Origin of the sequence: Moorella glycerini (assembly GCF_009735625.1) — a bacterium.
Lineage (GTDB): Bacteria > Bacillota > DSM-521 > Neomoorellales > Neomoorellaceae > Neomoorella > Neomoorella glycerini.
On the sequence record NZ_CP046244.1, the window covers coordinates 1,135,627 to 1,157,462 of the forward strand.

Annotated in this window: 21 protein-coding genes and 1 other annotated feature; all 21 genes read right to left on the reverse strand. The window is 56.5% G+C overall.

The annotated features are described in order from the left end of the window. Window positions 1-3: 3 nt before the first annotated feature. The gene (locus tag MGLY_RS05565; RefSeq protein ID WP_156272448.1) at window positions 4-1,152 is read right to left on the reverse strand and encodes an L-threonylcarbamoyladenylate synthase; all 1,149 of its coding nucleotides are present in this window, start codon (window positions 1,150-1,152) and stop codon (window positions 4-6) included. Then, a complete protein-coding gene (gene prmC, locus MGLY_RS05570) occupies window positions 1,106-1,963 on the reverse strand; it encodes a peptide chain release factor N(5)-glutamine methyltransferase (protein ID WP_170290938.1) in 858 nt (285 codons plus the stop codon). Before prmC ends, MGLY_RS05565 begins: the two co-directional genes overlap by 47 nt. A 4-nt stretch (window positions 1,964-1,967) precedes the next feature. Next, complete coding sequence (prfA, locus tag MGLY_RS05575; RefSeq protein ID WP_156272449.1) at window positions 1,968-3,038, reverse strand: peptide chain release factor 1; 1,071 nt, start codon at window positions 3,036-3,038, stop codon at window positions 1,968-1,970. 6 nt (window positions 3,039-3,044) lie between these two features. Next, complete coding sequence (locus tag MGLY_RS05580) at window positions 3,045-3,902, reverse strand: DUF1385 domain-containing protein (protein WP_246187420.1); 858 nt, start codon at window positions 3,900-3,902, stop codon at window positions 3,045-3,047. A gap of 55 nt (window positions 3,903-3,957) precedes the next feature. After that, window positions 3,958-4,158 carry a 50S ribosomal protein L31 gene (rpmE, locus tag MGLY_RS05585; protein ID WP_156272451.1) on the reverse strand — a complete coding sequence of 67 codons (201 nt, stop codon included), beginning with the start codon at window positions 4,156-4,158 and terminating at the stop codon, window positions 3,958-3,960. Between the two features lie 127 nt (window positions 4,159-4,285). Beyond that, the gene (locus MGLY_RS05590) at window positions 4,286-5,182 is read right to left on the reverse strand and encodes a peptidoglycan DD-metalloendopeptidase family protein (RefSeq protein ID WP_156272452.1); all 897 of its coding nucleotides are present in this window, start codon (window positions 5,180-5,182) and stop codon (window positions 4,286-4,288) included. A gap of 229 nt (window positions 5,183-5,411) precedes the next feature. After that, window positions 5,412-6,692, reverse strand: coding sequence for a transcription termination factor Rho (gene rho, locus MGLY_RS05595; RefSeq protein ID WP_156272453.1), 1,281 nt, complete (start codon window positions 6,690-6,692; stop codon window positions 5,412-5,414). Between the two features lie 19 nt (window positions 6,693-6,711). Next, window positions 6,712-7,359 (reverse strand): fructose-6-phosphate aldolase, encoded by a 648-nt coding sequence (gene fsa, locus MGLY_RS05600; protein WP_156272454.1) that lies wholly within the window; start codon window positions 7,357-7,359, stop codon window positions 6,712-6,714. A 263-nt stretch (window positions 7,360-7,622) separates the two neighbouring features. Then, a complete protein-coding gene (locus MGLY_RS05605; protein WP_156272455.1) occupies window positions 7,623-7,775 on the reverse strand; it encodes a DUF1540 domain-containing protein in 153 nt (50 codons plus the stop codon). A 37-nt stretch (window positions 7,776-7,812) separates the two neighbouring features. Beyond that, window positions 7,813-8,685, reverse strand: coding sequence for a class II fructose-1,6-bisphosphate aldolase (locus MGLY_RS05610; RefSeq protein WP_156272456.1), 873 nt, complete (start codon window positions 8,683-8,685; stop codon window positions 7,813-7,815). 161 nt (window positions 8,686-8,846) lie between these two features. Next, window positions 8,847-9,521, reverse strand: a complete 675-nt coding sequence (locus MGLY_RS05615; RefSeq protein WP_156272457.1) for a hypothetical protein — start codon at window positions 9,519-9,521, stop codon at window positions 8,847-8,849. 118 nt (window positions 9,522-9,639) lie between these two features. Next, window positions 9,640-10,020: a response regulator gene (locus MGLY_RS05620; protein WP_156272458.1), complete on the reverse strand. Its 381-nt coding sequence runs from the start codon at window positions 10,018-10,020 to the stop codon at window positions 9,640-9,642. A 110-nt stretch (window positions 10,021-10,130) separates the two neighbouring features. Beyond that, complete coding sequence (gene alr / locus MGLY_RS05625) at window positions 10,131-11,369, reverse strand: alanine racemase (protein ID WP_156272459.1); 1,239 nt, start codon at window positions 11,367-11,369, stop codon at window positions 10,131-10,133. A gap of 460 nt (window positions 11,370-11,829) precedes the next feature. After that, complete coding sequence (locus tag MGLY_RS05630) at window positions 11,830-13,260, reverse strand: ISLre2 family transposase (protein ID WP_156272057.1); 1,431 nt, start codon at window positions 13,258-13,260, stop codon at window positions 11,830-11,832. 89 nt (window positions 13,261-13,349) lie between these two features. Further along, complete coding sequence (locus MGLY_RS05635) at window positions 13,350-13,733, reverse strand: hypothetical protein (RefSeq protein WP_156272460.1); 384 nt, start codon at window positions 13,731-13,733, stop codon at window positions 13,350-13,352. A 9-nt stretch (window positions 13,734-13,742) separates the two neighbouring features. Continuing rightward, window positions 13,743-14,831 (reverse strand): lipid II:glycine glycyltransferase FemX, encoded by a 1,089-nt coding sequence (locus MGLY_RS05640; protein WP_156272461.1) that lies wholly within the window; start codon window positions 14,829-14,831, stop codon window positions 13,743-13,745. Next, window positions 14,828-16,441, reverse strand: coding sequence for a CTP synthase (gene pyrG / locus MGLY_RS05645; RefSeq protein ID WP_156272462.1), 1,614 nt, complete (start codon window positions 16,439-16,441; stop codon window positions 14,828-14,830). Before pyrG ends, MGLY_RS05640 begins: the two co-directional genes overlap by 4 nt. A gap of 33 nt (window positions 16,442-16,474) precedes the next feature. Beyond that, window positions 16,475-18,157 carry an arginine--tRNA ligase gene (gene argS / locus MGLY_RS05650; RefSeq protein WP_156272463.1) on the reverse strand — a complete coding sequence of 561 codons (1,683 nt, stop codon included), beginning with the start codon at window positions 18,155-18,157 and terminating at the stop codon, window positions 16,475-16,477. 17 nt (window positions 18,158-18,174) lie between these two features. Next, entirely contained in the window at window positions 18,175-18,609 is a 435-nt protein-coding gene (locus MGLY_RS05655) for a YwiB family protein (RefSeq protein WP_156272464.1), read from the reverse strand. 215 nt (window positions 18,610-18,824) lie between these two features. Beyond that, window positions 18,825-19,889: a 3-deoxy-7-phosphoheptulonate synthase gene (gene aroF, locus MGLY_RS05660; RefSeq protein ID WP_156272465.1), complete on the reverse strand. Its 1,065-nt coding sequence runs from the start codon at window positions 19,887-19,889 to the stop codon at window positions 18,825-18,827. 47 nt (window positions 19,890-19,936) lie between these two features. After that, window positions 19,937-20,277, reverse strand: a binding site (T-box leader). Between the two features lie 49 nt (window positions 20,278-20,326). After that, on the reverse strand, window positions 20,327-21,667 hold the full coding sequence (locus tag MGLY_RS05665) for an MFS transporter (RefSeq protein ID WP_156276217.1): 1,341 nt from the start codon (window positions 21,665-21,667) through the stop codon (window positions 20,327-20,329). Window positions 21,668-21,836: the final 169 nt, after the last annotated feature.

A 21,836-nucleotide genomic window follows, 5' to 3' on the forward strand; every position in this document is an offset into this window, starting at 1 on the left:
ATCTTAAGCCTGGATGATGCGGTTGGCAGCTGACTTGCGCAGGCGGTTCATGATGGCCAGGCCCAGGCCTTCTTCGGCAATGGTTTCGGCCAGGATGATGTCGGCCCGGTGGCGGTCACAGTTGCGCAAGGCACTGAAAAGATTGGCGGCAATGGTAGCCGGCTGGGAGCGGCTGCCCAGGACCTCCAGGTAATCGGGCCGGGGCTCCTGCTGGTAGGCCGCGGCCGTTTCCCTGGTCGCCAGCACGGCCACCCGGCGTCCCCTTTGCTGCCAGGCTGCCACCAGGGCCCGGATTTTAGCCGTCACCCGGTCCAGTTCGCCGGTAATGAGATAAACTTCGCCCCGCGGGGCATAGTGTTTATACTTCATCCCCGGCGCTCGCGGCTGCGCCACCTGGCTGCCGCGGACGGCCGGGTCAATAGCTACTTCGCCGAGGACAGCTTTCAGATCTTCATAGGTCACTCCCCCCGGCCTTAAAATGGTGGGCACCGGGGTTGTCAGGTCCAGGACCGTTGATTCTACCCCCACGGTAGCCGGCCCGCCATCGACGACGGCATCGATCTTGCCCCGCAGGTCTTTCAGGACGTGCTGGCCGGTGGTAGGGCTGGGGCGGCCGGAGATATTGGCGCTGGGCGCTGCTATGGGCAGGCGGGCGACCCGGATGAGGGCCTGGGCCACCGGGTGGGAAGGCATGCGGATGCCCACCGTATCCAGACCGGCGGTCACGATATCCGGGATCAGGTCGCTCCGCGGCAGGACCAGGGTCAGGGGCCCGGGCCAGAAGCGCTGCATGAGCAGGGTCGTCCGGGGCGGCAGGTAGGCCACCAGGTCCTGGACATCACGGAAACTGGCAATATGGACAATCAGGGGATTGTCGGCCGGCCGTCCCTTGGCGCGAAAGATGCGCCGCACCGCCCGGCCATCCAGGGCATTGGCCCCCAGGCCGTAGACCGTTTCCGTGGGGAAGGCCACCACCCCGCCCCGGTTAAGGATCCGGGCCGCCAGGCGAATTTTATGGAGTTCCGGTACCAGGGGATCTATCTTTAAGTACTTCGTCCGTTTACCCACAGCCACCCATTTCACCTCTATGTATTTTTCCCTGTTATTATTCTTCCCGGCGATAGGCCAGGAAACAACGATCGCGGCCGCCATAATCGGGTAACACCGCCATATCCCGGTAAGCCCCGGCGGCCGCTGCCAGGTTCAGGACGGCCCTGCCTTGATTATACCCGATTTCCAGGGCCAGGAGCCCTCCTGCCTTTAAAACTTCCGGTGCCCCGGGTAACAGGACCCGGTAGGCGCGCAAACCGTCGGGGCCGCCGTCCAGGGCCAGGCGCGGCTCAGCCCGGACCTCCGGCGGCAACCCGTCCAGTTCGGCCGCAGGTATGTAGGGAGGGTTGGCCACCAGGGCATCTAACTTTAAACCCTTAAGGGGCGCCAGAAAATCGCCCTGGAGGAAAGTAACCCGGCCTGCCAGGCCTAAAGCACGGGCATTTTGCCGGGCTACTTCCAGGGCAGCCGGGCTAATATCAGTGGCGTATACTTTGGCGTTGGGCAGGTAGTAGGCCAGGCTTAAGCCGATGGCCCCGCTGCCCGTGCAACAATCGGCAATAACATGGTTTCCCCGCACGTCGAAGCGCTTTAAGACGGCTTCCACCACCACTTCCGTGTCCTGGCGGGGGATTAAAACCGCAGGGGTTACTTTAAACTCCAGGGACATGAACTCCTGGCTGCCGGTCAGGTACTGGAGGGGGTAGCCGGCCACCCGGCGCTCCACAGCCGGCCAGAACCTGGCCGCAGCGGCAGGCTCCAGTTCCTCCTCCAGGCGGGCCAGGAGCTGCGGCCGGCTATACCGGCCGGCCCAGGCCAGGAGGACTTCCGCCTCCAGGCGGGGCCGGGGGAGTCCTGCCGCCGCGAGTTGCCGGCTTGCTTCTTTTAAGGCTTCCTGGAGGGTCAATCCCAACGCCTTAAGCCTCCATATTCTTTAACCGTTCGGCCTGGTCACTGGTCACCAGGGCATCGATGATTTCGTCCAGTTCGCCATCCAGGATAGCATCCAGGTGGTGCAGGGTCAGGCCGATCCGGTGGTCAGTTACCCGGTTCTGGGGAAAATTGTAGGTGCGGATCCGCTCGCTGCGGTCGCCGCTACCCACCTGGGAACGCCGTTCGGCCGCCAGCTCCCCCTCCTGCTCGGCCCGGGCCATATCCAGGAGGCGAGCCCGCAGGACCTTCAGCGCCTTCTCCTTGTTCTTCAGCTGCGACTTCTCGTCCTGGCAGGATACCACCAGGCCCGTCGGCAGGTGGGTAATCCGCACCGCCGAGTAGGTGGTGTTGACGGACTGGCCCCCGGGCCCGCTGGAACAAAAGATGTCAATCCGCAGGTCCTCGGGGTTAATCTCCACGTCTACTTCTTCCGCCTCGGGCAGGACGGCTACGGTAGCGGTGGAAGTATGAATCCGTCCTCCGGACTCGGTGGTGGGGATGCGCTGCACACGGTGGACGCCGCTTTCAAACTTCAGGCGGCTGTAAACTCCCTGGCCTTCAATCAGGAAAATAATTTCCTTGAAGCCCCCCAGTTCCGTAGGATGGGAGCTGATAATCTCCGTCCGCCAGCGTTTTTTTTCCGCATAGCGCTGGTACATGCGAAAAAGGTCGCCGGCAAAAAGGGCCGCTTCATCGCCCCCGGCTCCGGCCCGGATCTCCATGATGATATTCTTTTCGTCGTTGGGATCTTTGGGCAGGAGCAGGATCTTTAACTGCCGTTCCAGGTTCTCCTTTTCCTCTTCCAGGCGTTTTATTTCATCTGTAAGGAAGTCGCGGAACTCAGGGTCCTTTTCTTCTGCCAGCAGGGCGCGGCTCTCTTCCAGGTCGGAAATGACCCGGCGATACTGGCGAAAGGTCGTGACTATTTCTTCCAGGGCGGCGTGGGCGCGGGCATGCTTCTGCAATTGCTCCGGGTCGGCGATTACTGCCGGGTCCCCCATGAGCCGGCCCAGTTCTTCATATTTAGCTTCGAGCTGTTCCAGCTTCTCCAGCATAAGGCATCACCTCGCTTCTTCCTCTCGTGCCGCTGCCAGGGCGGCCAGGGCTACTTCCAGCATGCCGTCGTCGGGTTCCCGCGTAGTAAGCTTCTGCAGCCACAGGCCCGGGGCAGCTATGGCCCGCACCCAGGGTACGTTTAAATGGCGGCCGGTGAATTTGAGCAGTTCATAAGCCAGGCCGGCTACTACCGGTAGCAATACCAGGCGGGAGACCAGGCGCCAGGCAATCCCACCCCGGCCAACGATGGAAAAAAAGACGATGGTTAATACCAGTACCAGCAGGAGGAAGCTGGTACCGCACCGGGGGTGCAGGGTCGGATAGGGCCGCACCGTTTCCACCCTTAAATCTTCCCCTGCCTCCAGGGCATTAATTACTTTATGCTCGGCCCCGTGGTACTGGAAGACGCGCTGGACGTCTTTCACCCGGCCAATGGCCGCCACGTAGCCTAAAAAGAGGAGCATCCTGAGCAGCCCCTCGACTACATTCTGCCAGAAGATAGATAAATGGTTATGGAGAAGCAGCGCCGCCCCGGCCGGGAGGAGGACAAAGAAACCCACGGCTGCCGCCAGGGCAATGGCTACCGTCAGGACCAGGTCCCTGGTGCTTAACTCCTCCTCTTCTCCCTCCATTGCCTGGTTGGCCGAGAAGGTTAGATACCGGATACCCAGGATTAAAGACTCAAATAAGGCCACAACCCCGCGGAGCAGGGGCAGTTTTAAAACGGGGTAACGGGCGGTAATGGAGCTGTTGGGGCTGGCCTCGACCAGGATCTCGCCGTTAGCTTTACGGAGGGCTACTGCCGTTTTGTGTGGCCCCCGCATCATCACGCCCTCAATGACGGCCTGGCCGCCGTATTGCACCTCGGGGGCCGCTCCCCATAGGAAAAAGCAGAGCCCGCGGCTCCGCCTTTTTGCCCTAGCGACCATATTTTTGCCGGAAACGCTCAATCCGCCCGCCACGCTCGACTACCCTTTGCCGGTTACCGGTGTAAAAGGGATGGCACTGAGAGCATATCTCTACCCGGATCTCTTTTTTGGTGGAGCGGGTCTCAATGACATTACCGCAGGCACAGATAATCCGGGCTTTGTCGTAATTGGGATGAATATCTGGTTTCACGCCATCTTCACCTCCGCGGGAAAATCAAACTCATATCAGTATAACATGAAAGGGCCGCCAGTGCAAAGCAAAAAATTGGCGGGGCAAATCCCCTTACCATCAAAAAAAGGCCGGCGTACCGGCCTTTTTACCTGTTGAAGAAACGTTCGGGATTGATGGCCCTGCCCTTTTCCCGGATTTCAAAATGAACATGGGGACCGGTGGCATTGCCCGTAACGCCCACTTCGGCAATGGGTTCGCCGGCCCGGACGTACTCACCAACCTTGACCAGGTTGCGGGAGTTATGGGCATAAACAGTCTCCAGCCCATTGCCATGGTCGAGCTTAACCATGTTACCATAGATACCGTTACCCCAGCCGGAAAAAGTTACCACCCCGGACCAGGCGGCCCGGATGTAATCCCCCACCTTGCCGGCGATATCCAGGCCGTGGTGGAACTCATTATCCCGCCAGCCAAAGCCGGAGGTAATGACGCCGATGAGGGGCCAGAGAAAGGAGGCTGGCCTTAAGCTACGGGAAGCAGGTACAGTCTCTACCCTGGTGACCGGTACCCCACGTGGCGAACCGGGGATAGTCAGGACCATACCAATCCGCAGCGCCCTGGCATCGACAATACCGTTGGCGGCGGCCAGGCTTTCCACGCTGGTGCCAAAACGCCGGGCAATATCCCAGAGGGTGTCCCCGGCAGCTACCGTATAGCTCCGCTCTTCTTCGTGGGGCAGCACCAGGAACTGGCCCGGTGTCAGGACGGCATCAGGTTCCAGGTAATTCATCACCGCCACCAGTTCGGGGTCCGTCTGGTAGCGGCGGGCAATGCGCTCCAGGGTGTCGCCTTCTTCTACCCGGTAGATGCGGGTATAGTTATTGACCCGGGCAGCCAGTTCCTGGTAGGTTGCCGGCGCGAGGACGGTCGCCACCTGCTGCAAATCCTCGATGACGGCTGCTTGCGCCGGGAGGGCAAAAAGACTGTTAACAAGCAGGGCCAACCCCAGGGCCAGGCTTACCGCCATCTTTTTGTCCAGCATTTTTTCACTCCTATCCTTTACCATTCTGGCATGAGTTACCTTTTTTCCCATTTAGCCTTTATTTTAGCCATACGTAAACAAAAATATACCCCGTTCTGGACGGGGTTAGTCTTGCAATGACTCCTCGGTTTCGCCAAGGCCGCTTTGCCGCTCAGACCAAGTCGCTCGCTCTAAATAAAACCCAGCCTTATACTATTTTTAGCATTTTGCTAACGGGGTTCTAGCCTCACTAATGCTCCCGGGGGAACAAGGCCGGGAGGGCGCGCAGGAGATCCTTGTTGCTTTTGGTCTTTTGCATGGATTCGATTAAAACCTCGGCTACTTCTACCGGACCCATGCCGCTGGTGGCCCGCCGGAAATGCCAGACCAGTTCCAGTTCCTCAGGGCTTAACAACAATTCTTCTCGCCTCGTGCCGGAGCGCTTGACGTCAATGGCCGGGAAGATGCGGCGTTCGGCCAGTTTCCGGTCCAGGATGAGTTCCATATTGCCCGTTCCTTTAAATTCTTCAAAGATAACTTCATCCATGCGGCTGCCGGTTTCAATCAGGGCCGTCGCCACAATGGTCAGACTCCCCCCCTCTTCCACCTTACGGGCAGCGCCGAAGAAGCGTTTGGGTTTATAGAGGGCGGTGGGATCAACGCCGCCGGAAAGGGTGCGGCCGCTGGGAGGCACGACCAGGTTGTGGGCCCGGGCCAGGCGGGTGATGCTGTCCAGGAGGACCACCACGTCTTTTTTATGCTCCACCAGGCGTTTGGCCCGTTCCAGGACCATATCGGCCACCTTGACGTGGTTGTCCGGCAGCTCGTCAAAGGTGGAGCTGACCACCTCACCCCGCACCGAACGTTCAATGTCGGTGACTTCTTCGGGCCGTTCGTCAATTAATAAGATTATCAGTTCAACGTCGGGATAGTTGGTAGTGATGGCGTTGGCGATTTTTTTCAGCAGCACGGTCTTACCGGCCTTGGGAGGGGAAACGATCAGGGCCCGCTGGCCCTTACCCAGGGGAGCAATCAGGTCGATAATCCGGGTGGAGGGGTCACCGTTATCCGTCTCCAGGGTATAACGTTCGTAAGGGTAAATGGGCGTCAGGGCATCAAAGTGCAGGCGTTCCGGCGATGTCTCCGGTTTTTCCCCGTTGACCTTCTCCACCCGCAGCAGGGCGAAAAAGCGCTCGTTATCCTTCGGAGGGCGGACCAGGCCGGCTACCTTGTCTCCCGTGCGCAGGTCAAAGCGGCGGATCTGAGAAGGAGAGATGTAAATATCGTCGCCGCTGGGTATGTAACCGAAGGGACGCAAAAAGCCGTAACCATCCGGCAGTATCTCCAGGATGCCCTGGGCCTGCAGCTGCTCCTCCTTTTCCTGTTCCTGCTGTTCCTTTTGGGCCAGGGCCTTGGCAATTTCAAAGACCAGCTCTTTCTTGCGCAGGCGGTAGTAGCCGCTTAAATTGAGCTCCCGGGCGATGCGGTAGAGCTCGACCATGGTCTTGCTTTCTAACTCGGCAGTATGCAAATGTAAATAACCTCCATAATTATTTATCCTTTACCTTCTCCCAGTCGGCCAGGAACCTGGCCAGGCCGGCATCAGTCAGGGGGTGCTTGACCATTTGCATGATAACTTTGTAGGGAACGGTGGCGATATCGGCACCCAGGCGGGCGGCCTGGAGCACATGGAGAGGATGGCGGATACTGGCGGCAATAACCTGGGTTTCCAGGCCGTACTGGGCATAAATGGGGACAATATCGGCAATGACCTGCATACCGTCATGGTTGATATCATCCAGGCGCCCGACAAAGGGACTCACATAGGTTGCCCCGGCCAGGGCGGCGAGGAGTGCCTGGTTGGCGGAAAAGACCAGGGTCACGTTGGTTTTAATCCCTTGAGCGGCCAGTTCTTTGACGGCCTTAAGGCCCTCGGCAAGCATGGGGATCTTGATGACGATGTTGGGGTGGATGGCTGCCAGCTCCTGGGCTTCGGCGATCATGGCCCCGGCTTCCGTGCTGATTACTTCCGCGCTGATGGGGCCGTCCACAATGGCAGCAATCTCTTCCACAACCTGGCGGAAATTTCGTCCTTCCCTGGCAATCAGGGAAGGATTGGTGGTTACACCTGAAATTATACCCAGATCATTGGCTGCTTTAATCTCTTCAATATTGGCTGAGTCGATGAAAATACGCACTTCTCAAGGGCACCTCCGTAAAATGGATGTGAGATGGGGGAAGGGAGAGGGTTGGATACTTATAGTTTCGATTCTCATTCATCATTTTAGTCGGCGAAGGGTTCTAAAAAACGGGAGTTATCTGGCAGAAAATAGAAGGTCAAACCCTTAATAAATCATTCACCACGTAACGCCAGAATCCTGCTGGCGGCTGGAAAAAGTATAGATAAGGATAAGAGCCCGGCGGCAGGGGGCCGCGGGGCTCTTTTTAAAGCCCGCTAAGGTTATTTCTTTTTGGGACGGAAGGTATGGCAGGCCGTCCCATCAGAAGTGGTTACTTTGCGATCGCCGCTGGACCTGACTTCAATGGCATCGGCAGTACAGGCCATGTTGTCCCAGAAATGACACTCTTCCACACCGCATTTTATGCCCGCCATCTTTCTCCACCTCCTTTGGGTGTTCACCTATAGGTTTTCACCCCGGGGGAGAAATATGCAAGCGACCGGCACAGCCAAAGACCTGCATTTTATGGCGGATAATGCCGGTGGCAGCTTCCCGGGCCGGCCCCAGCACTTTACGGGGGTCGATTTCGTCAGGGTTGGCTGCCAGGGCCTGGCGGGTAGCTTCGACAAAGGCGATACGGATATCGGTATCGATGTTAATCTTGCGGACGCCCAGCTCCACGGCGCGGCGGATATCGGCATCGGGGACGCCGGAAGAACCGTGCAGGACTATGGGGGTGGGCACCAGGCGGTCAATGGCTGCCAGGCGGTCAAAATCCAGTTTGGGCGTGCCCTTGTAACGGCCGTGGGCCGTACCGATGGCTACGGCCAGGGCATCGACGCCCGTCTCGGCGGCAAAGCGCCTGGCCTCTTCGGGATCGGTCATGGTCGCCTCGCGTGCGGACACGCTGATGTGGTCCTCGGTGCCGCCGATTCTACCCAGTTCCCCCTCCACAGAAGCACCCATGGCATGGGCAATCTCCACAACGCGCCTGGTCAGGGCAATGTTTTCTTCCAGAGGGTATTTGGAACCGTCGATCATGACCGAGGTAAAACCGGCCCGCAGGCAGCGCAGGACCTGGTTGAAGTCGGTGCCATGGTCAAGGTGCAGGACTACCGGGACAGAGGTCCCTGCGGCTGCCGTCCGCACCAGGGCCGTTATGTACTCCAGGCCGGCATATTTAATTGCCCCCTGGCTGGCCTGGATGATGACCGGCGCCCCTTCTACCTCGGCGGCATTGATGATGGCCTGGACAATTTCCATATTATTGCAGTTAAAGGCCCCGACGGCATAGCCCTTGGCGTCGGCTTCTTTGAGGACCTCGGCCAGGGTAACTAAAGGCATAGAATCAACTCCTTTAAAAATTTAGAAGTCGGAGGCAGGAAGTCTGAAGTCAGAATGCCATACATATGTTAGCCTTTACCCTGCAAACTTTATTCTAAAAAGGGATAATATGTTGCTCCTTGAAATCCGCCTTCCGACATCCTGCCTCTAACTTCCGTTCATTATACCGGCGACTTCTGGCGGCGGCGATAACGCTGTTTGGCAGAGGTTTCATTTTTACTCACCAGGTGACCGGGCAGGCGGATTTCCTGTAAGTTCTCTACCCGCTCCAGGTCGGCCATGGTACCGGCCGGCAGTTTTTTTTCCGCCCGGCAGGCCTCGCAGCGGAGCTGCAAATAGCCGGGAAAAATTTCTATTTCAATATTTTCGTTACCGCACCCGCACCTGACGCGACCGTCTTCGGCCAGCTGGTAAATAAGGGACAGCAGCCGGTACATTACGTCCGGTTCCTCAAAATAATCGTCGAAACCAAGGTCCCGGGCCACCTCGGCCAGGGTGCGGTCATGGCGCTGCACTGCCCGCTGCACCTTTTCCCGGGGGCCGATAAAGCCGACCTCCAGTTCTGTCTCCTTACAGGTCAGGGTCAGGAGTTCCCGCGACCACAGTTCCTGGCGGGTATAGCGGCTGATATGAAGGCAATCACACATGCCGCAGTGATACTGGAGCCAGAAGTTTATGCCCTTTTTCCTGCTGATGGTTAAAAGGGTGGTGCCGCAGCTGCACTCTGCCTGCCACGTCCGGCTCCCGCCGAAATTAAAGAGGGAAAGACCGCCAAACTCCAGGCGGCCGCAGGTTGGACAGCGTAAAACCACAACATTCAGCGTAGGGATGAGCATTTTTAATCCTCCTCACCCCTCCTTATTCGCCGTAACCGGGGAAATTCCTGCTCCAGGGCAAATTTAAAAGGCCCTGCCAGCGGCAGAGCCCGTGCGTCCCGTGACAACAGCTTTACTTTTACACCTGTCCCACTGCCTGGACCTGGCAGTATCCCGGTTGCAACACCCCGCGCACCAGCCTGTATAGCTGCTGGATATCAAAGGGTTTTTGCAGGAAATACCGGGCGTCGTATTTACCGGCCTGTTCTACCAGATCCAGTTCGTTATACGCCGTTATGATTATTACCGGTGTGACAAAAGAACGTCTGCGCAACTCCTTTAAAAATTCCACTCCGCTCATGCCTGGCATTTTTATATCCAGGATTACCAGGTCCGGCGCTTCGCTGGCAATTTTTTCGAGGGCCTCCCTGCCTTCAGTGGCCACACATAAGTTATAACCGGCCTGTTTCAAGGCTTCGCAAATTAAACGGCGTACACCCGGCTGGTCGTCAATTACCATTACCTTTTTTTCTGTCAGACCAGCTCACCTCCGATTCCGGCGGTTCTAGAGCCCCCCTTTCTTCATCGCTTCGCTCTTACTTCGCTATCATAATATTTAGCTATCAATCGCTAAATTCCTGCTCCAGGAGCTAAATTTTGGCCGGCAGAGGAAAGTACCGGCACCATCTCCCCGGAAGTTGTGCGCACCAAATAGGGTTGTCCTTCCCGGCAATAGACCCGGGGCAGGCGGGCGCTGGCTGTCGGCCGCCGCAGGTCAAGCTGCACTTCCTGGCCTACTTTGACCTCCGGCAGGTGACCCACGTCGACTATGGAGAGCTGCATGCCCACCCGGCCTACCACCGGCGCCCTCTGGCCGGCGATGGTGACTGCCGTTCCTTCCCCGCCCCCGCGGCCCAGGTAGGCCAGGACGGTCTTCACCAGGTGGCGGGCCAGGTCGTTTAGATCTTTGGGACGGCTGACGGGCGTCAGGGCAAAGCCATCGGCATAACCCACCGGGATAACGGCCAGGCGAGTGGCCTTTTTGACTACATAATCGCCACCATAGCCAACGGGGGTACCGGCCGCCACATCATGGATAAATAGAATACGGGCTTTAAACTGCCAGGGGTTCTTTAAATCCAGGCCCCGGCGAGGAGCCTGGTAGGGGAAATGGCCGTACAAAAGGGTACCGGCCCTCACCATATCAAGGTGCATTTCCGGGTGGAGCAACAGGCCGGTGCTGTTGCAGATATGTTTTAAGGGTAGGGATATCTGCTGCCCTTCCAGTTCCATAAGAACCCTTTGAAAACATTCCATCTGCCTCCGGGCTGCCCCCGGGTGGGCCGCTTCGGCCAGGTGGCTGTAAATGCCCTCCAGTTGCACAACTGGCCAGCACCGCATTTCTCTTGCCAGGGGCACCACTTCTCCCGGTTCCAGGCCGGTGCGCTGCAGGCCGGTTTCTACCTTCAGGTGCAGCCGGGCCTGGCGGCCCACCGTGGCTGCCGCGGCTGCCGCCGCCTCAGCGCCAGAACGGCTGCTGATGGTCAGGGTGAGGTCATCAGTCAAGGCTTGCGGCAGTTCTTCCGGCAGCAAGGGACTCATTAACAGGATGGGGGCCGTAATGCCGGCCCGGCGCAATTCTTGCCCTTCGGCCAGGGTAGTAACCCCCAGGTAGTCTGCGCCTGTGGCCAGTAAAATCCGGGCTACCTCGACGGCGCCGGCGCCATAGGCATCGGCCTTGATGACGGCCAGGAGGCGGGTCGGGGGTTGGAGCAAGCCTTTGACGGCCCGCAGGTTATGTTCCAGGGCCGTAGCTTCGATCTCAATCCAGCGAGGACCGGCCAACCGGGTTAGCTTTGCTAAGTCCACAGGGGATTGACACCACCCTATCTTGAGGGAGTAATTCACGTCAAATAGGGGCATGCAATAGAAAAAAGAGATGGAAAGCTCCATCTCTTTCCGTTTTAGCTGTTTTGGGCAGGACCGCCGGTACTCCTGCATCTCTTATGACCTCCCAACGAAGGTGCGTGGGGGGCGGATTTGCCCACCTCCAAAACAGCCTGTTTATATTTTATGCTTGTTTTCTATATATTAGTCTACCACTAGCAATATCTTTTTGCAACTCCCTTCTACGAGCCGTACGTGTCAAGATGTAGTAGGCAAAAAGAGACCTCACATAAAAATCCCATATATATCCAACACCTTTTCCGGCTCCGGAGTATTGTGCAGTAATTCTCTGCGCCTGTCAAGGTTAAAGCCTGCGGCCGCCTACGGCGACCTTGACAGGCTTCGCGAATTACTGCCTGCTCTAATTAAGCCGGAAAAGGGGTTAGAATATAGCTCCACTAATTCTTGTTAGTTGCCTCAAGGTATATTTAACCCAATCTGTTCCCGCCTCAGGGCCAACAAGGGCTGGTACTCTCTTCCTTAACCATGCTTCTACGTCTTCTTTAACTATCTTCTTTTCTTTTATTACTTTAACGGGATTCTTTTCTACTTGTGGCATCTTCTTTTCTAGCCATGCGGCTAATTCTCCATTGGCTTTGAGCATAAGTAATGCTACCATGGCCGTTGCTCCTGCTTCGCTCCAGCTCATTCCCCTCTTTTTCATGCGAATGGCTATTTTTTTGTCTACTGTTGTTTCGGCTACGCCCATCCCGTATAACTTTAGCCCTTCCAGTTGTCGTGGTAACCGCAAGCGGTAATCTAACAGGTTATCGCGATATCTTTGACAGTAGTCATATACTTTTTGGCGTTGTTGCTTGTTTTTGCGGTTCGGTGCTTCTTCTATGAGTGCTTCCATGGTGTCCAAAAAGACCTGCTCTTGACCTTTGGCTAAAATCTCCATTAATCCTCGCGCTGTTTCGTTCCCATAAGCCTGCCTTATATCCCGGTGGAGGTGGTAGCGGTCCAATTGTACAATGGCTCCTGGTAACTGTTCTTTGGCTGTCTTCTGGATCCAGCTGGCTCCGTCGCCATTGACCACATATATTGTTTTTTCGTCTATCTCGTAGTACCTGGCTATTTCCGTGGTGAGGGCTTCCCAAAATTGTTCTCCATCTTCATAGATGCCCATTACTACCCGCGGGTTCTTGAGATGCCGGGCATTCCCTTTTTCTATCCACCCTTCGTATACTATTCCTACTTTTACTTCTATCCGCTCTTGCTTGCTCCTTTGCAGGGGAATCATTATGCCATCGGCTTCGATAAATAGTGCCGGTACTTTTTTCTTTTTGCCTTGGGGCTCTTCCCCGCTCACGAATAGCTTGTTGCGCAGGGCTTCTTGCAGTCCTTTTTGTTCCAGTCCATTTCGTTTTACTTCGCTATGGATGGTCATATGGCTTAATTGGCCCATCCCTGCTTCGGCCATTATTTCCGCTGCCTGCCTGAAGGGTAACCGGGTTGCCAGCGATACGGCTAATTTGAGCAGTCTTCCTGTCAGGCGCTTTCCTTGGCGTAAGTTCAGGGCTTCGTCTAACAGAAACCTTCCCTCGCCTCTTTTCTTTTTGCGCGTCGCTTTGACATATAGTCGGCGCTTAAAGGTTATATCCCCGTACAGGCAGGTGATTGTGCGGTAGCGGAAGCCAGCTATCCTATATCTCTTGGGTTTTGCTGGCATAAGGGCATCATCCAGGGCTTCCAGTACGGCTACCAATAATCGCCTGGCTATTTGCAGGATAACTTCTTCTAGAGTGTTGAAATTCTCGATACCATCTAATAAACTAAAGATGGTAGCGGTACTGGTATTACCGTTTACCATAAAGAGACCTCACTCCTTTTACGGTGTTTTTCTTCTTGTGAGGTCTCTTTTCTCTTTTTTGCTCCTTTTTCCTCCTGCCTACTGTAATTTTACACTAACCTACGAGCCACTCTAAATGATTGAATCGAATTTTTATAGTGTGGGGAGTCTTGTGGTGTTTTTAGTAAGATTACTGCTCTCAAATAGTAATTTTCATAGCGATAATAGTAAAAGGCAACCACTTGTTTATCATCTTTATCTATACAAACATAATCAGGCTTAGCAATTATTTCAGGTAATAGTTGATAAGCCTCGTCATCTATATCTCTATGATGCCTTTTATTCTTCTCAAGCCTTTCTCCCGTTAAGACAACTTCGGAGGTTTCCTGATACGGAAGTAATTTCAAAATTTCACCCGTAATTTTGCCAACGAATTGGGTTGTCTTACATTCGGTATCTATTTTAACCATGCGACAATGAGCCTGAAGTTGCATAAAACAATTTCATTCTTCCGCGGTAGCCTTTTTCTTCCAAAAAAGCAGGCGGCGGAAACCTTGGGAATAGAGGGGCAAGATCGACTGCCAGAGCCAGTAGTAAAAGGGGGAGTAGACACGGTCGTACTCGCCGATAAACTCGGTAAAGGTGCCGTTGAAGCCCTTCTTAAAACGATAGAGGCCGTAGAGGGGGTTCTTTTCGTCCAGGTCACCCGGCACGCCGCGGAAGTCGTACATGGTACAGCCCTGTTCCCTGGCCCACAGGATCATGGCCCACTGCAGGAGGTAGTTGGGCATAGCGTTGCGGTGGCGGTTGCTGGAGGCGCCGTAGAGGTACCAGGCCTTGTCACCCATGATAAAGGCCAGGGCGCCGGCAATGGCCTCCCCCTGGTAGTAGGCCAGGAAAAGCCTGGCGTAGCCGCGCTTCACCATCTCCCGCCACATGGTTTCAAAATAGCTGTAGGAGCGCACCAGGAAACGGTCCCTGAGGGTGGTTTCTTTTAAAATCTCATAAAAAACTGGCAGGTCATCCAGGGTACAATCATCTTTGATGATCACACCCTTTTTTTGCGCCAGGCGGATATTATAACGGGTTTTGCTGTGCATGTTGGCCAGGAGTTCTTCCGGGGAAGGGGTTAAATCGAGGCGGAAGACATGGCGTGGCTGGACGCCTTCAAAACCAGCCCCTTTGTTCGCCAGGCGGAAACCCTTTTCCTTAAGCATCTGCTTTACGGCCGTATCGCTTTCCGGGATATCGGGGTCGATTTTCAGTAAAATAGCCCCTTCCTGCCGCGCCACGCCGTCGACGGCGGCCAGGAGTTCGCTGAAGAGGTTAGCGTCATGGAAGTCCACCACCGGACCCCGGGGGGCATAGAGGATAGATTTGCCAACATAAGGGAGCTGCCTTTTCAGAAGGCTGGCGCAAGCCACGATGCTGCCCCCCTTCTCCAGGACAAGCCGTAAGGGTTGCCATCCGGTAGTGGCCTTCACCTCACCCCAGCCATAAGACTGGAGAAAATGACCCTTGGGATGGCTGGCAATGAAAGCGTCAAAGCGCTTTTCCTCCTCCGGGCCGATGAGCCTTGCCTGGCGGTTCATACCCCTTGCCCCCCTTGATAAGCCAGGGCCGCCCCCACAAAGTCCCGGAACAGGGGATGGGGCCGGTTGGGTCGCGATTTAAATTCCGGGTGGAACTGGCTGGCGACAAACCAGGGATGGTCGGCCAGCTCGATGATCTCCACCAGGCGGTTATCGGGAGAAGTCCCGCTAATGACCATACCCCTGGCCGTCAGTTCCGCCCGGTAGCTGTTATTGAATTCGTACCTATGGCGATGGCGCTCGTAGATTACTTCTTCGCCGTAGGCCTGGTAGGCCTTCGTCCCCGGCTGCAGCCGGCAGGGGTACAGCCCCAGGCGCATGGTACCGCCTTTTTCGGCTATATTCTTTTGTTCCGGTAATAAATCAATGACCGGGTGGGGCGTTTCCGGGTTAATTTCCGCGCTGTGAGCTTCTTTCAGGCCGCAGACATGGCGGGCCAGCTCTACCACCGCCAGCTGCATGCCCAGGCAGATACCCAGGTAAGGTACCCTCTTTTCCCGGGCATACCGGGCTGCTAAAATTTTCCCTTCGATGCCCCGGTCACCAAATCCCCCCGGCACCAGAATACCGGCCACACCCTGGAGCTGGTCCAGCCCGCCCCGCTCCAGCTCGGCCGAGTAGATCCAGCGGATATCCACCTGGACGCCGTGGTAGAAACCGGCATGGCGCAAAGCCTCAACAACGCTTAAGTAGGCGTCGGGCAGGGTTACATATTTACCCACCAGGGCAATCTCCAGGTGGCGGGCGATGCTCTTCATGCGCTCTACCATGGCCCGCCAGTCATCCATCTGAGCGGGGCCACAATTTAACTTCAGGCGTTCTACCACAATGCTATCCAGGCCTTCCTTTTCCATTAGCAGCGGGACTTCATAGATGGAATCAGCATCCCAGGCCTGGATGACGGCATCGGGGTCGATGTCGCAGAAGAGGGCTATTTTTTCCTCCATTTCCCGGGAAAAGGGACGTTCCGTCCGGCAGACGATGATATCGGGCTGGATACCGATGCTGCGCAATTCTTTGACGCTGTGCTGGGTGGGTTTGGTTTTGGCTTCCCTGGCAGCCCGCAGGTAGGGGACAAGGGTGACATGGATATAGAGGACGCGGTCGCGGCCGATGTCGCTTTTCATCTGGCGGATGGCTTCCAGAAAGGGTAGGGACTCAATGTCGCCCACCGTACCGCCAATCTCGGTGATTACCACATCCGGGTCGCTTTCTTCGGCCACCCGGTAGAGCTGCTCTTTGATCTCATTGGTAATATGGGGTATGACCTGGACCGTACCCCCCAGGTAGTCGCCCCGGCGTTCTTTGGTGATGACCGACCAGTAAATCTTGCCGGCGGTGACGTTGCTGGCCCGGGTCAAGTTAATATCAATAAAGCGCTCGTAGTGTCCCAGGTCCAGGTCGGTTTCCGCACCATCGTCGGTGACAAAAACCTCACCGTGCTGGTAGGGGCTCATGGTGCCGGGGTCAATGTTGATATAGGGGTCAAATTTCTGGATGGCGACTTTCAGGCCCCGGCTCTTTAAAAGTCTGCCTAAAGAAGCGGCGGTTATCCCCTTCCCTAAAGAAGATGTGACACCGCCGGTAACAAAAATAAATTTCGCAGGCATAATTTCCTCCGTAAAATGACACTTTCGTTCATCCTACATCCTCTCCGGAGCGCTGACCCCCAGGAGGTGCAGGACGTTGCGCAAGGTTATACGGGTAGCTTCCACCAGTACCAGGCGTGCTTTCCTTATTTCCGGGTCGTCGGCCAGGACGCGGCAGCTGGTATAAAAGCTGTGGAACAGGCCGGCCAGGTCATGGGCAAAACGGGTGAGTCTATGGGGCTCCAGGGCCTGGGCCGCCCCGGCTACCGTCTCCGGTAAAGCGGCAATCTGTTTGATTAACTCCAGCTCGGCCGGCTCTTTTAAAAGATCCAGGCGGGCCTCCCGGGCCGGGGGAACTGCCAGGCCCCTATCCTTTGCCAGGCGCAGGATACTGCAAATGCGAGCATGGGCGTACTGGACGTAGTAAACGGGGTTGTCGGCCGTTTGCGACCGGGCCAGGTCGAGGTCAAACTCCAGGTGGCTGTCGCTCTTCAGCATGACAAAGAAATAACGGGCGGCGTCCCGGCCCACCTCTTCAATCAGCTCATTCAGCGTTACGTAACGGCCGGTACGCTTGGACATGCGTAAAACCTCGCCGCCCTGGTAAAGGCGGACCAGTTGCATGAGAACTACTTCCAGGCGCCCCGGGTCGTAACCCAGGGCCTGGAGGGCCCCTTTCAGGCGGGCCACATGGCCGTGGTGGTCGGCGCCCCAGATATTGATGACCCGTTCAAAGCCCCGCTCGAATTTATTGCGGTGGTAGGCAATATCGGCAGCAAAATAGGTGGGCAGACCGTTCTTACGGACCACCACCTCATCCTTTTCTTCGCCAAAACGGGTGGCTTTAAACCACAGGGCACCGTCCTTCTCATAAATATAGCCAGCCCTATCCAGGTCGGCTATGGCCCGGGCAACGGCCCCGGAATCGTGCAGGGACTGCTCGCTGAACCAGACGTCATAGGTAACGCCAAAATCCTCCAGCACCTGGCGAATGGCGGCCAGCTTTTCCTCCAGGGCATAGCGGACTAGCATTTCCCGCCTTAAAGCCGGGTCGGCGTCCAGGTACCTGTCCCCGTACCGGTCAATAAAATGGCCCACCGTCTCTACCAGGTCCTCGCCGTGGTAACCGTCAGGGGGGATGGTCGCCTCCTGACCCAGGGCCTGCAGGTAGCGTGCCTCCAGGGAAAGGCCGAAGTTCTCAATCTGGTTGCCGGAGTCGTTAATATAGAATTCGCGGGTAACGTCGTAGCCCACGGCTGTAAGGAGGTTGGCTATACTATCTCCCAGGGCCGCCCCCCGGGCATTGCCCATATGCAGGAGCCCGGTAGGATTGGCACTGACAAACTCCACCTGAACCTTAGCCCCCTGGCCGATATTGCACCAGCCGTAATGCTCGTCTTCGGCCAGGACGGCCGGCAATACCGGTAAGAGCCACTGGTTGTCCAGGGTAAAATTAATAAAGCCCGGTCCGGCCACCTCGATCCTGGCCACGCCGGGTTGGGGTATTTCCAGGTGTCGCACCAGTGCTTCCGCTACGTTCCTGGGTGACTGGCGGGCCTGCCTGGCCAGCAACAAGGCCAGGTTAGCAGCAAAGTCGCCGTGAGATTTATCCCGCGGCGTCTCAATTACAAAATCAGGCAGCTCATCAAAGCTTATCTCCCCGGCTGCCCGGGCGGCGGCAGCGGCATCCCTCAATACCGCTGCCAGCCGCCTTCTGGTTTCCTGTACTATATTCACGCCCTACCTGTACTCCTTCAAGCGTAACTTTCCAGGCGCTCAACCGTAATCTCTAACTGGTTGTCGCTGATTTTCTCCTGGCCGACCTGCAATTCATACTCTAGATTAATACTTCCGCCCCGTTCTGTCAAGTCGACTTCCACTTTAGAAGGTAATACGGTAATCTTCATCGTACCGTATGGAGTTACGTAGAAGCCGGCATTTAAAATACCTGCTTCAAAGGTTGTTTTTTGCTCGGCCGTACCCATGCGGTTCAAGGTTACCCGCCGGGGTTCGACCTTTAAAGTGGTGGTGGTACCCTCCATTCCCGATAGACTGGTTTCATTGTAAAGGATGTAGTAGTGTTGATCCCGGATGAAGAAGCGACCTTCGGTAACCAGCTCGATGGAATCCTTTTCCCCCAGCTCGTTGGTCTGGGTGCCCTTGACCTTCACCAGTACGTCCTTCTTCAAGCCACGCACATCCCTTCGGGATTTTTTGGGTCCTTAAGTTATAATTCTCCAGAAAAGACTGATCTCCTTTTTATTTTTAACGATAATTTAACAATTCTCGTTGTTAATTATACCTTGCAATAGCAAATATTGCCTTGATAAAAAAAGAAAGCTCCGGGCCGGGGAGCTTATGCTTATAAAACTGTTACCCTGGTGATAGACCGGCCATTGCCGGGCTACTTCCCGCCCGCCAGGACCGCAGCCTTTTCAAGAAATACACCTGGGGGGGCCAGGCCGCGGCCGACAGCCAGGGCTACCGGCGCCAGCTCGCCCATCAGGCGGTCAAAGGTTTCCGGGTGCAGGGATTGGGGACCGTCGCAAAGGGCCCGGGCCGGGTCGGGGTGGACCTCGATGATCAGCCCGTCGGCGCCGGCAGCCACCGCAGCCCGGGCCATGGGTAGGACCAGGCGCCAGCTTCCCGTACCATGGCTGGGGTCAACTATTACCGGCAGGTGGGAGTTTTCTTTGACCACAGCCACGGCAGCCAGGTCCAGGGTGAAACGGGTGGCCGTCTCAAAGGTACGGATCCCTCGCTCGCACAAAATCACATTGGGATTGCCGCTGTCCAGGATGTATTCGGCTGCCATGAGCCACTCTTCGATGGTCGCTGCCAGACCCCGCTTCAGGAGGATGGGCTTACCGGTAGCCCCGGCTTCCTTTAGTAGGCGGAAGTTCTGCATGTTGCGGGCGCCAATCTGGAGGGCGTCGGCATATTCGGCCACCAGGGCCACATCCCGGGTGTCCACGGCTTCGGTGACAAAGGGCAACCCTACCTCCTCCCGCACCCGGGCCAGCATTTTGAGGCCTTCCTCCTCCAGGCCCTGGAAGGCATAGGGAGAGGTGCGCGGTTTAAAGGCGCCGCCGCGCAAGATTTGGGCTCCGGCGGCCTTGACGGCCCGGGCCGCGCTCAAAAGCTGTTCCTCGCTTTCCACGGCACAGGGACCGGCCATGACCACCAGGCCGCGGCCGCCTACCGGCACCCCGCCGACCCGTACCATGGTCGGCGTCTCCTTCAGTTCCCGGCTGACCAGTTTATAGGGCTTCATAATGGGGACAATTTTTTCGACGCCGGGCAGGTTGATGATAGCTTCCGAACTCAGGGCTTTCTTGTCGCCGATAGCACCGATAACGGTCTTTTCCTGGCCATAGATGGGGTGGGTCTTAAAGCCCAGTTCTACCAGGCGTTCACTTACAGCCTCGATCTGTTCCCGGGTTGCTCCCGGTTTCATAACGATGATCACAGTCCATTCCTCCCTCCTGGAAATAACGGCAAAATAAAACTCCCCGTCCCAGGGACGAGGAGTTCTACCCGCGGTACCACCCTCCTTGGCTGCATAGAAGCAGCCCACTCATTAAAGGGTACGGGAAAAGAAACAGGTATTACCTTCCGGCTTCCCCCGACGCCACAGCGAAAGAACGAGCGCGCGAAAGCCTCCGGCTGCATCCTTTCCGATACCCCCTCCCTTTTAACGGCGGGAGCTCCGGCCCGGCCTACCCAGCCGGTTGTTACCGGCCTTCAGCCTGCTCCTCCGGGGAGAACTTCAACTCTAGCTTCCCGGCCGGTCTCCCACCAGCACCGGCTCGCTGGGCAGGCCGCTAGAGCCTACTTTTCCCCGTCATGGGATTTATTCTTTCCAGGTTGTGTAAAAATAAGTTTAGCAGAAGGACCGGCCCGGCGTCAAGGGGTTAAAAAAAGTTCCTCCAGGGTTTTACCCTTGGTTTCAATGCCTAAAAGAAGCATCCCGATAGCGGTGACGACAAAGACGGCGGTAAAGAGGAGGAAGATCACCGGGTAGGCTGCCGCCTGGCCCATAAGGACCAGCATCTGCCCTACTATCAGGGGAGCGAGGATGGCGCCAATGCGGCCGCAGAAGGAGGCCCAGCCGGAACCGGTAGCCCGGATGGCCGTGGGGTAAAGCTCCGGCGTATAGGCGTAAAGGACTCCCCAGGCTCCCAGGTTAAAGAAGTAGACTGCCAGGCCCCAGAGAATAAGCTGGCTGGTGGTGGTACTGAGGGAGAACATATAGGCTGCTCCACCGCTCAAGGCCAGGTAAGTCACCAGGGTGGCTTTACGACCGATCTTCTCCACCAGGTAAGCGGCGCTGAAGTAGCCCGGTACCTGGCCCAGGGTCATGATTAACACGTATTCAAAGCTCTTGATGATGGCAAAACCCCTGCCCACCATCAGGGAAGGCAACCAGGTGACAATGCCGTAATAGGAAAAGTTAATCCCGAACCATAAGAGCCACAGGCAGAGGGTGCGCCGGAAATAGCGCCGGGACCAGAGATCGCTGAAGGTTACCCTGGCTGCAGTTTCACCCTCCCCTTCCGGGCCAGTTAGTATTTCTCCCGCAGGGCCGCCGCTGCTTTTCTCCACCATGGCCACTATTGCTTCAGCCGCTTCAACTTTACCTATTTTCTCCAGGTAGCGGGGAGATTCCGGCAGGGCCCGGCGCAAAACGGCAGCATACAGGGCCGGCAGGGCACCAATAAAGAAGGCCAGGCGCCAGCCCCACCGGGGTACGGCCAGGTAGCCTATCAGAGCTGCAGCAATCCACCCAAAGGCCCAGAAGCTTTCCAGCAGGACCGCCATGCGGCCCCGGTAGCGAGTAGGAGAAAATTCGCTCATCAGGGTAAAGGCTACCGGTACCTCGGCTCCCAGGCCGAGGCCCACCAGGAAGCGCAAAAGCATCAGCCAGGGGTAATTAACTGCCAGTCCCGCCAGGAAAGTAGCTACACCATAGAAAATCAGGGTGTAAGTAAAGACCTTTTTGCGTCCCAGGAGATCGCTTAAAGTGCCGCCTGCAACTGCACCCAGGCCCATCCCTAAAAGGCCAATGCTGCCCAGGGCTCCCATCTGGGCGGCAGAAAGATGCCATTCTTTACCCACTGCCGGCAAAACAAAGGAGACCAGGCCCACATCCATGGCATCAAAAAGCCAGCCTATGCCGCAGATAAGGAGCAACCGGTAATGAAAGGCCCCCAGGGGTAATCCTTCTAAACGCCGGGCAATACTCAAAGGACCATCTCCTTTCTTAGCCACAATAAGATCTTTTGGCTCTACTTATCTTACCACATGTAAAGACAGTTGGAAAGTCATTATTTACGGATCTGAGGTCTTAGTATCCGGCCAGGGCAGCAAAGCATAAAACGCCTCCGGTTGCTTTACCGCACCGGAGGCGCCATTA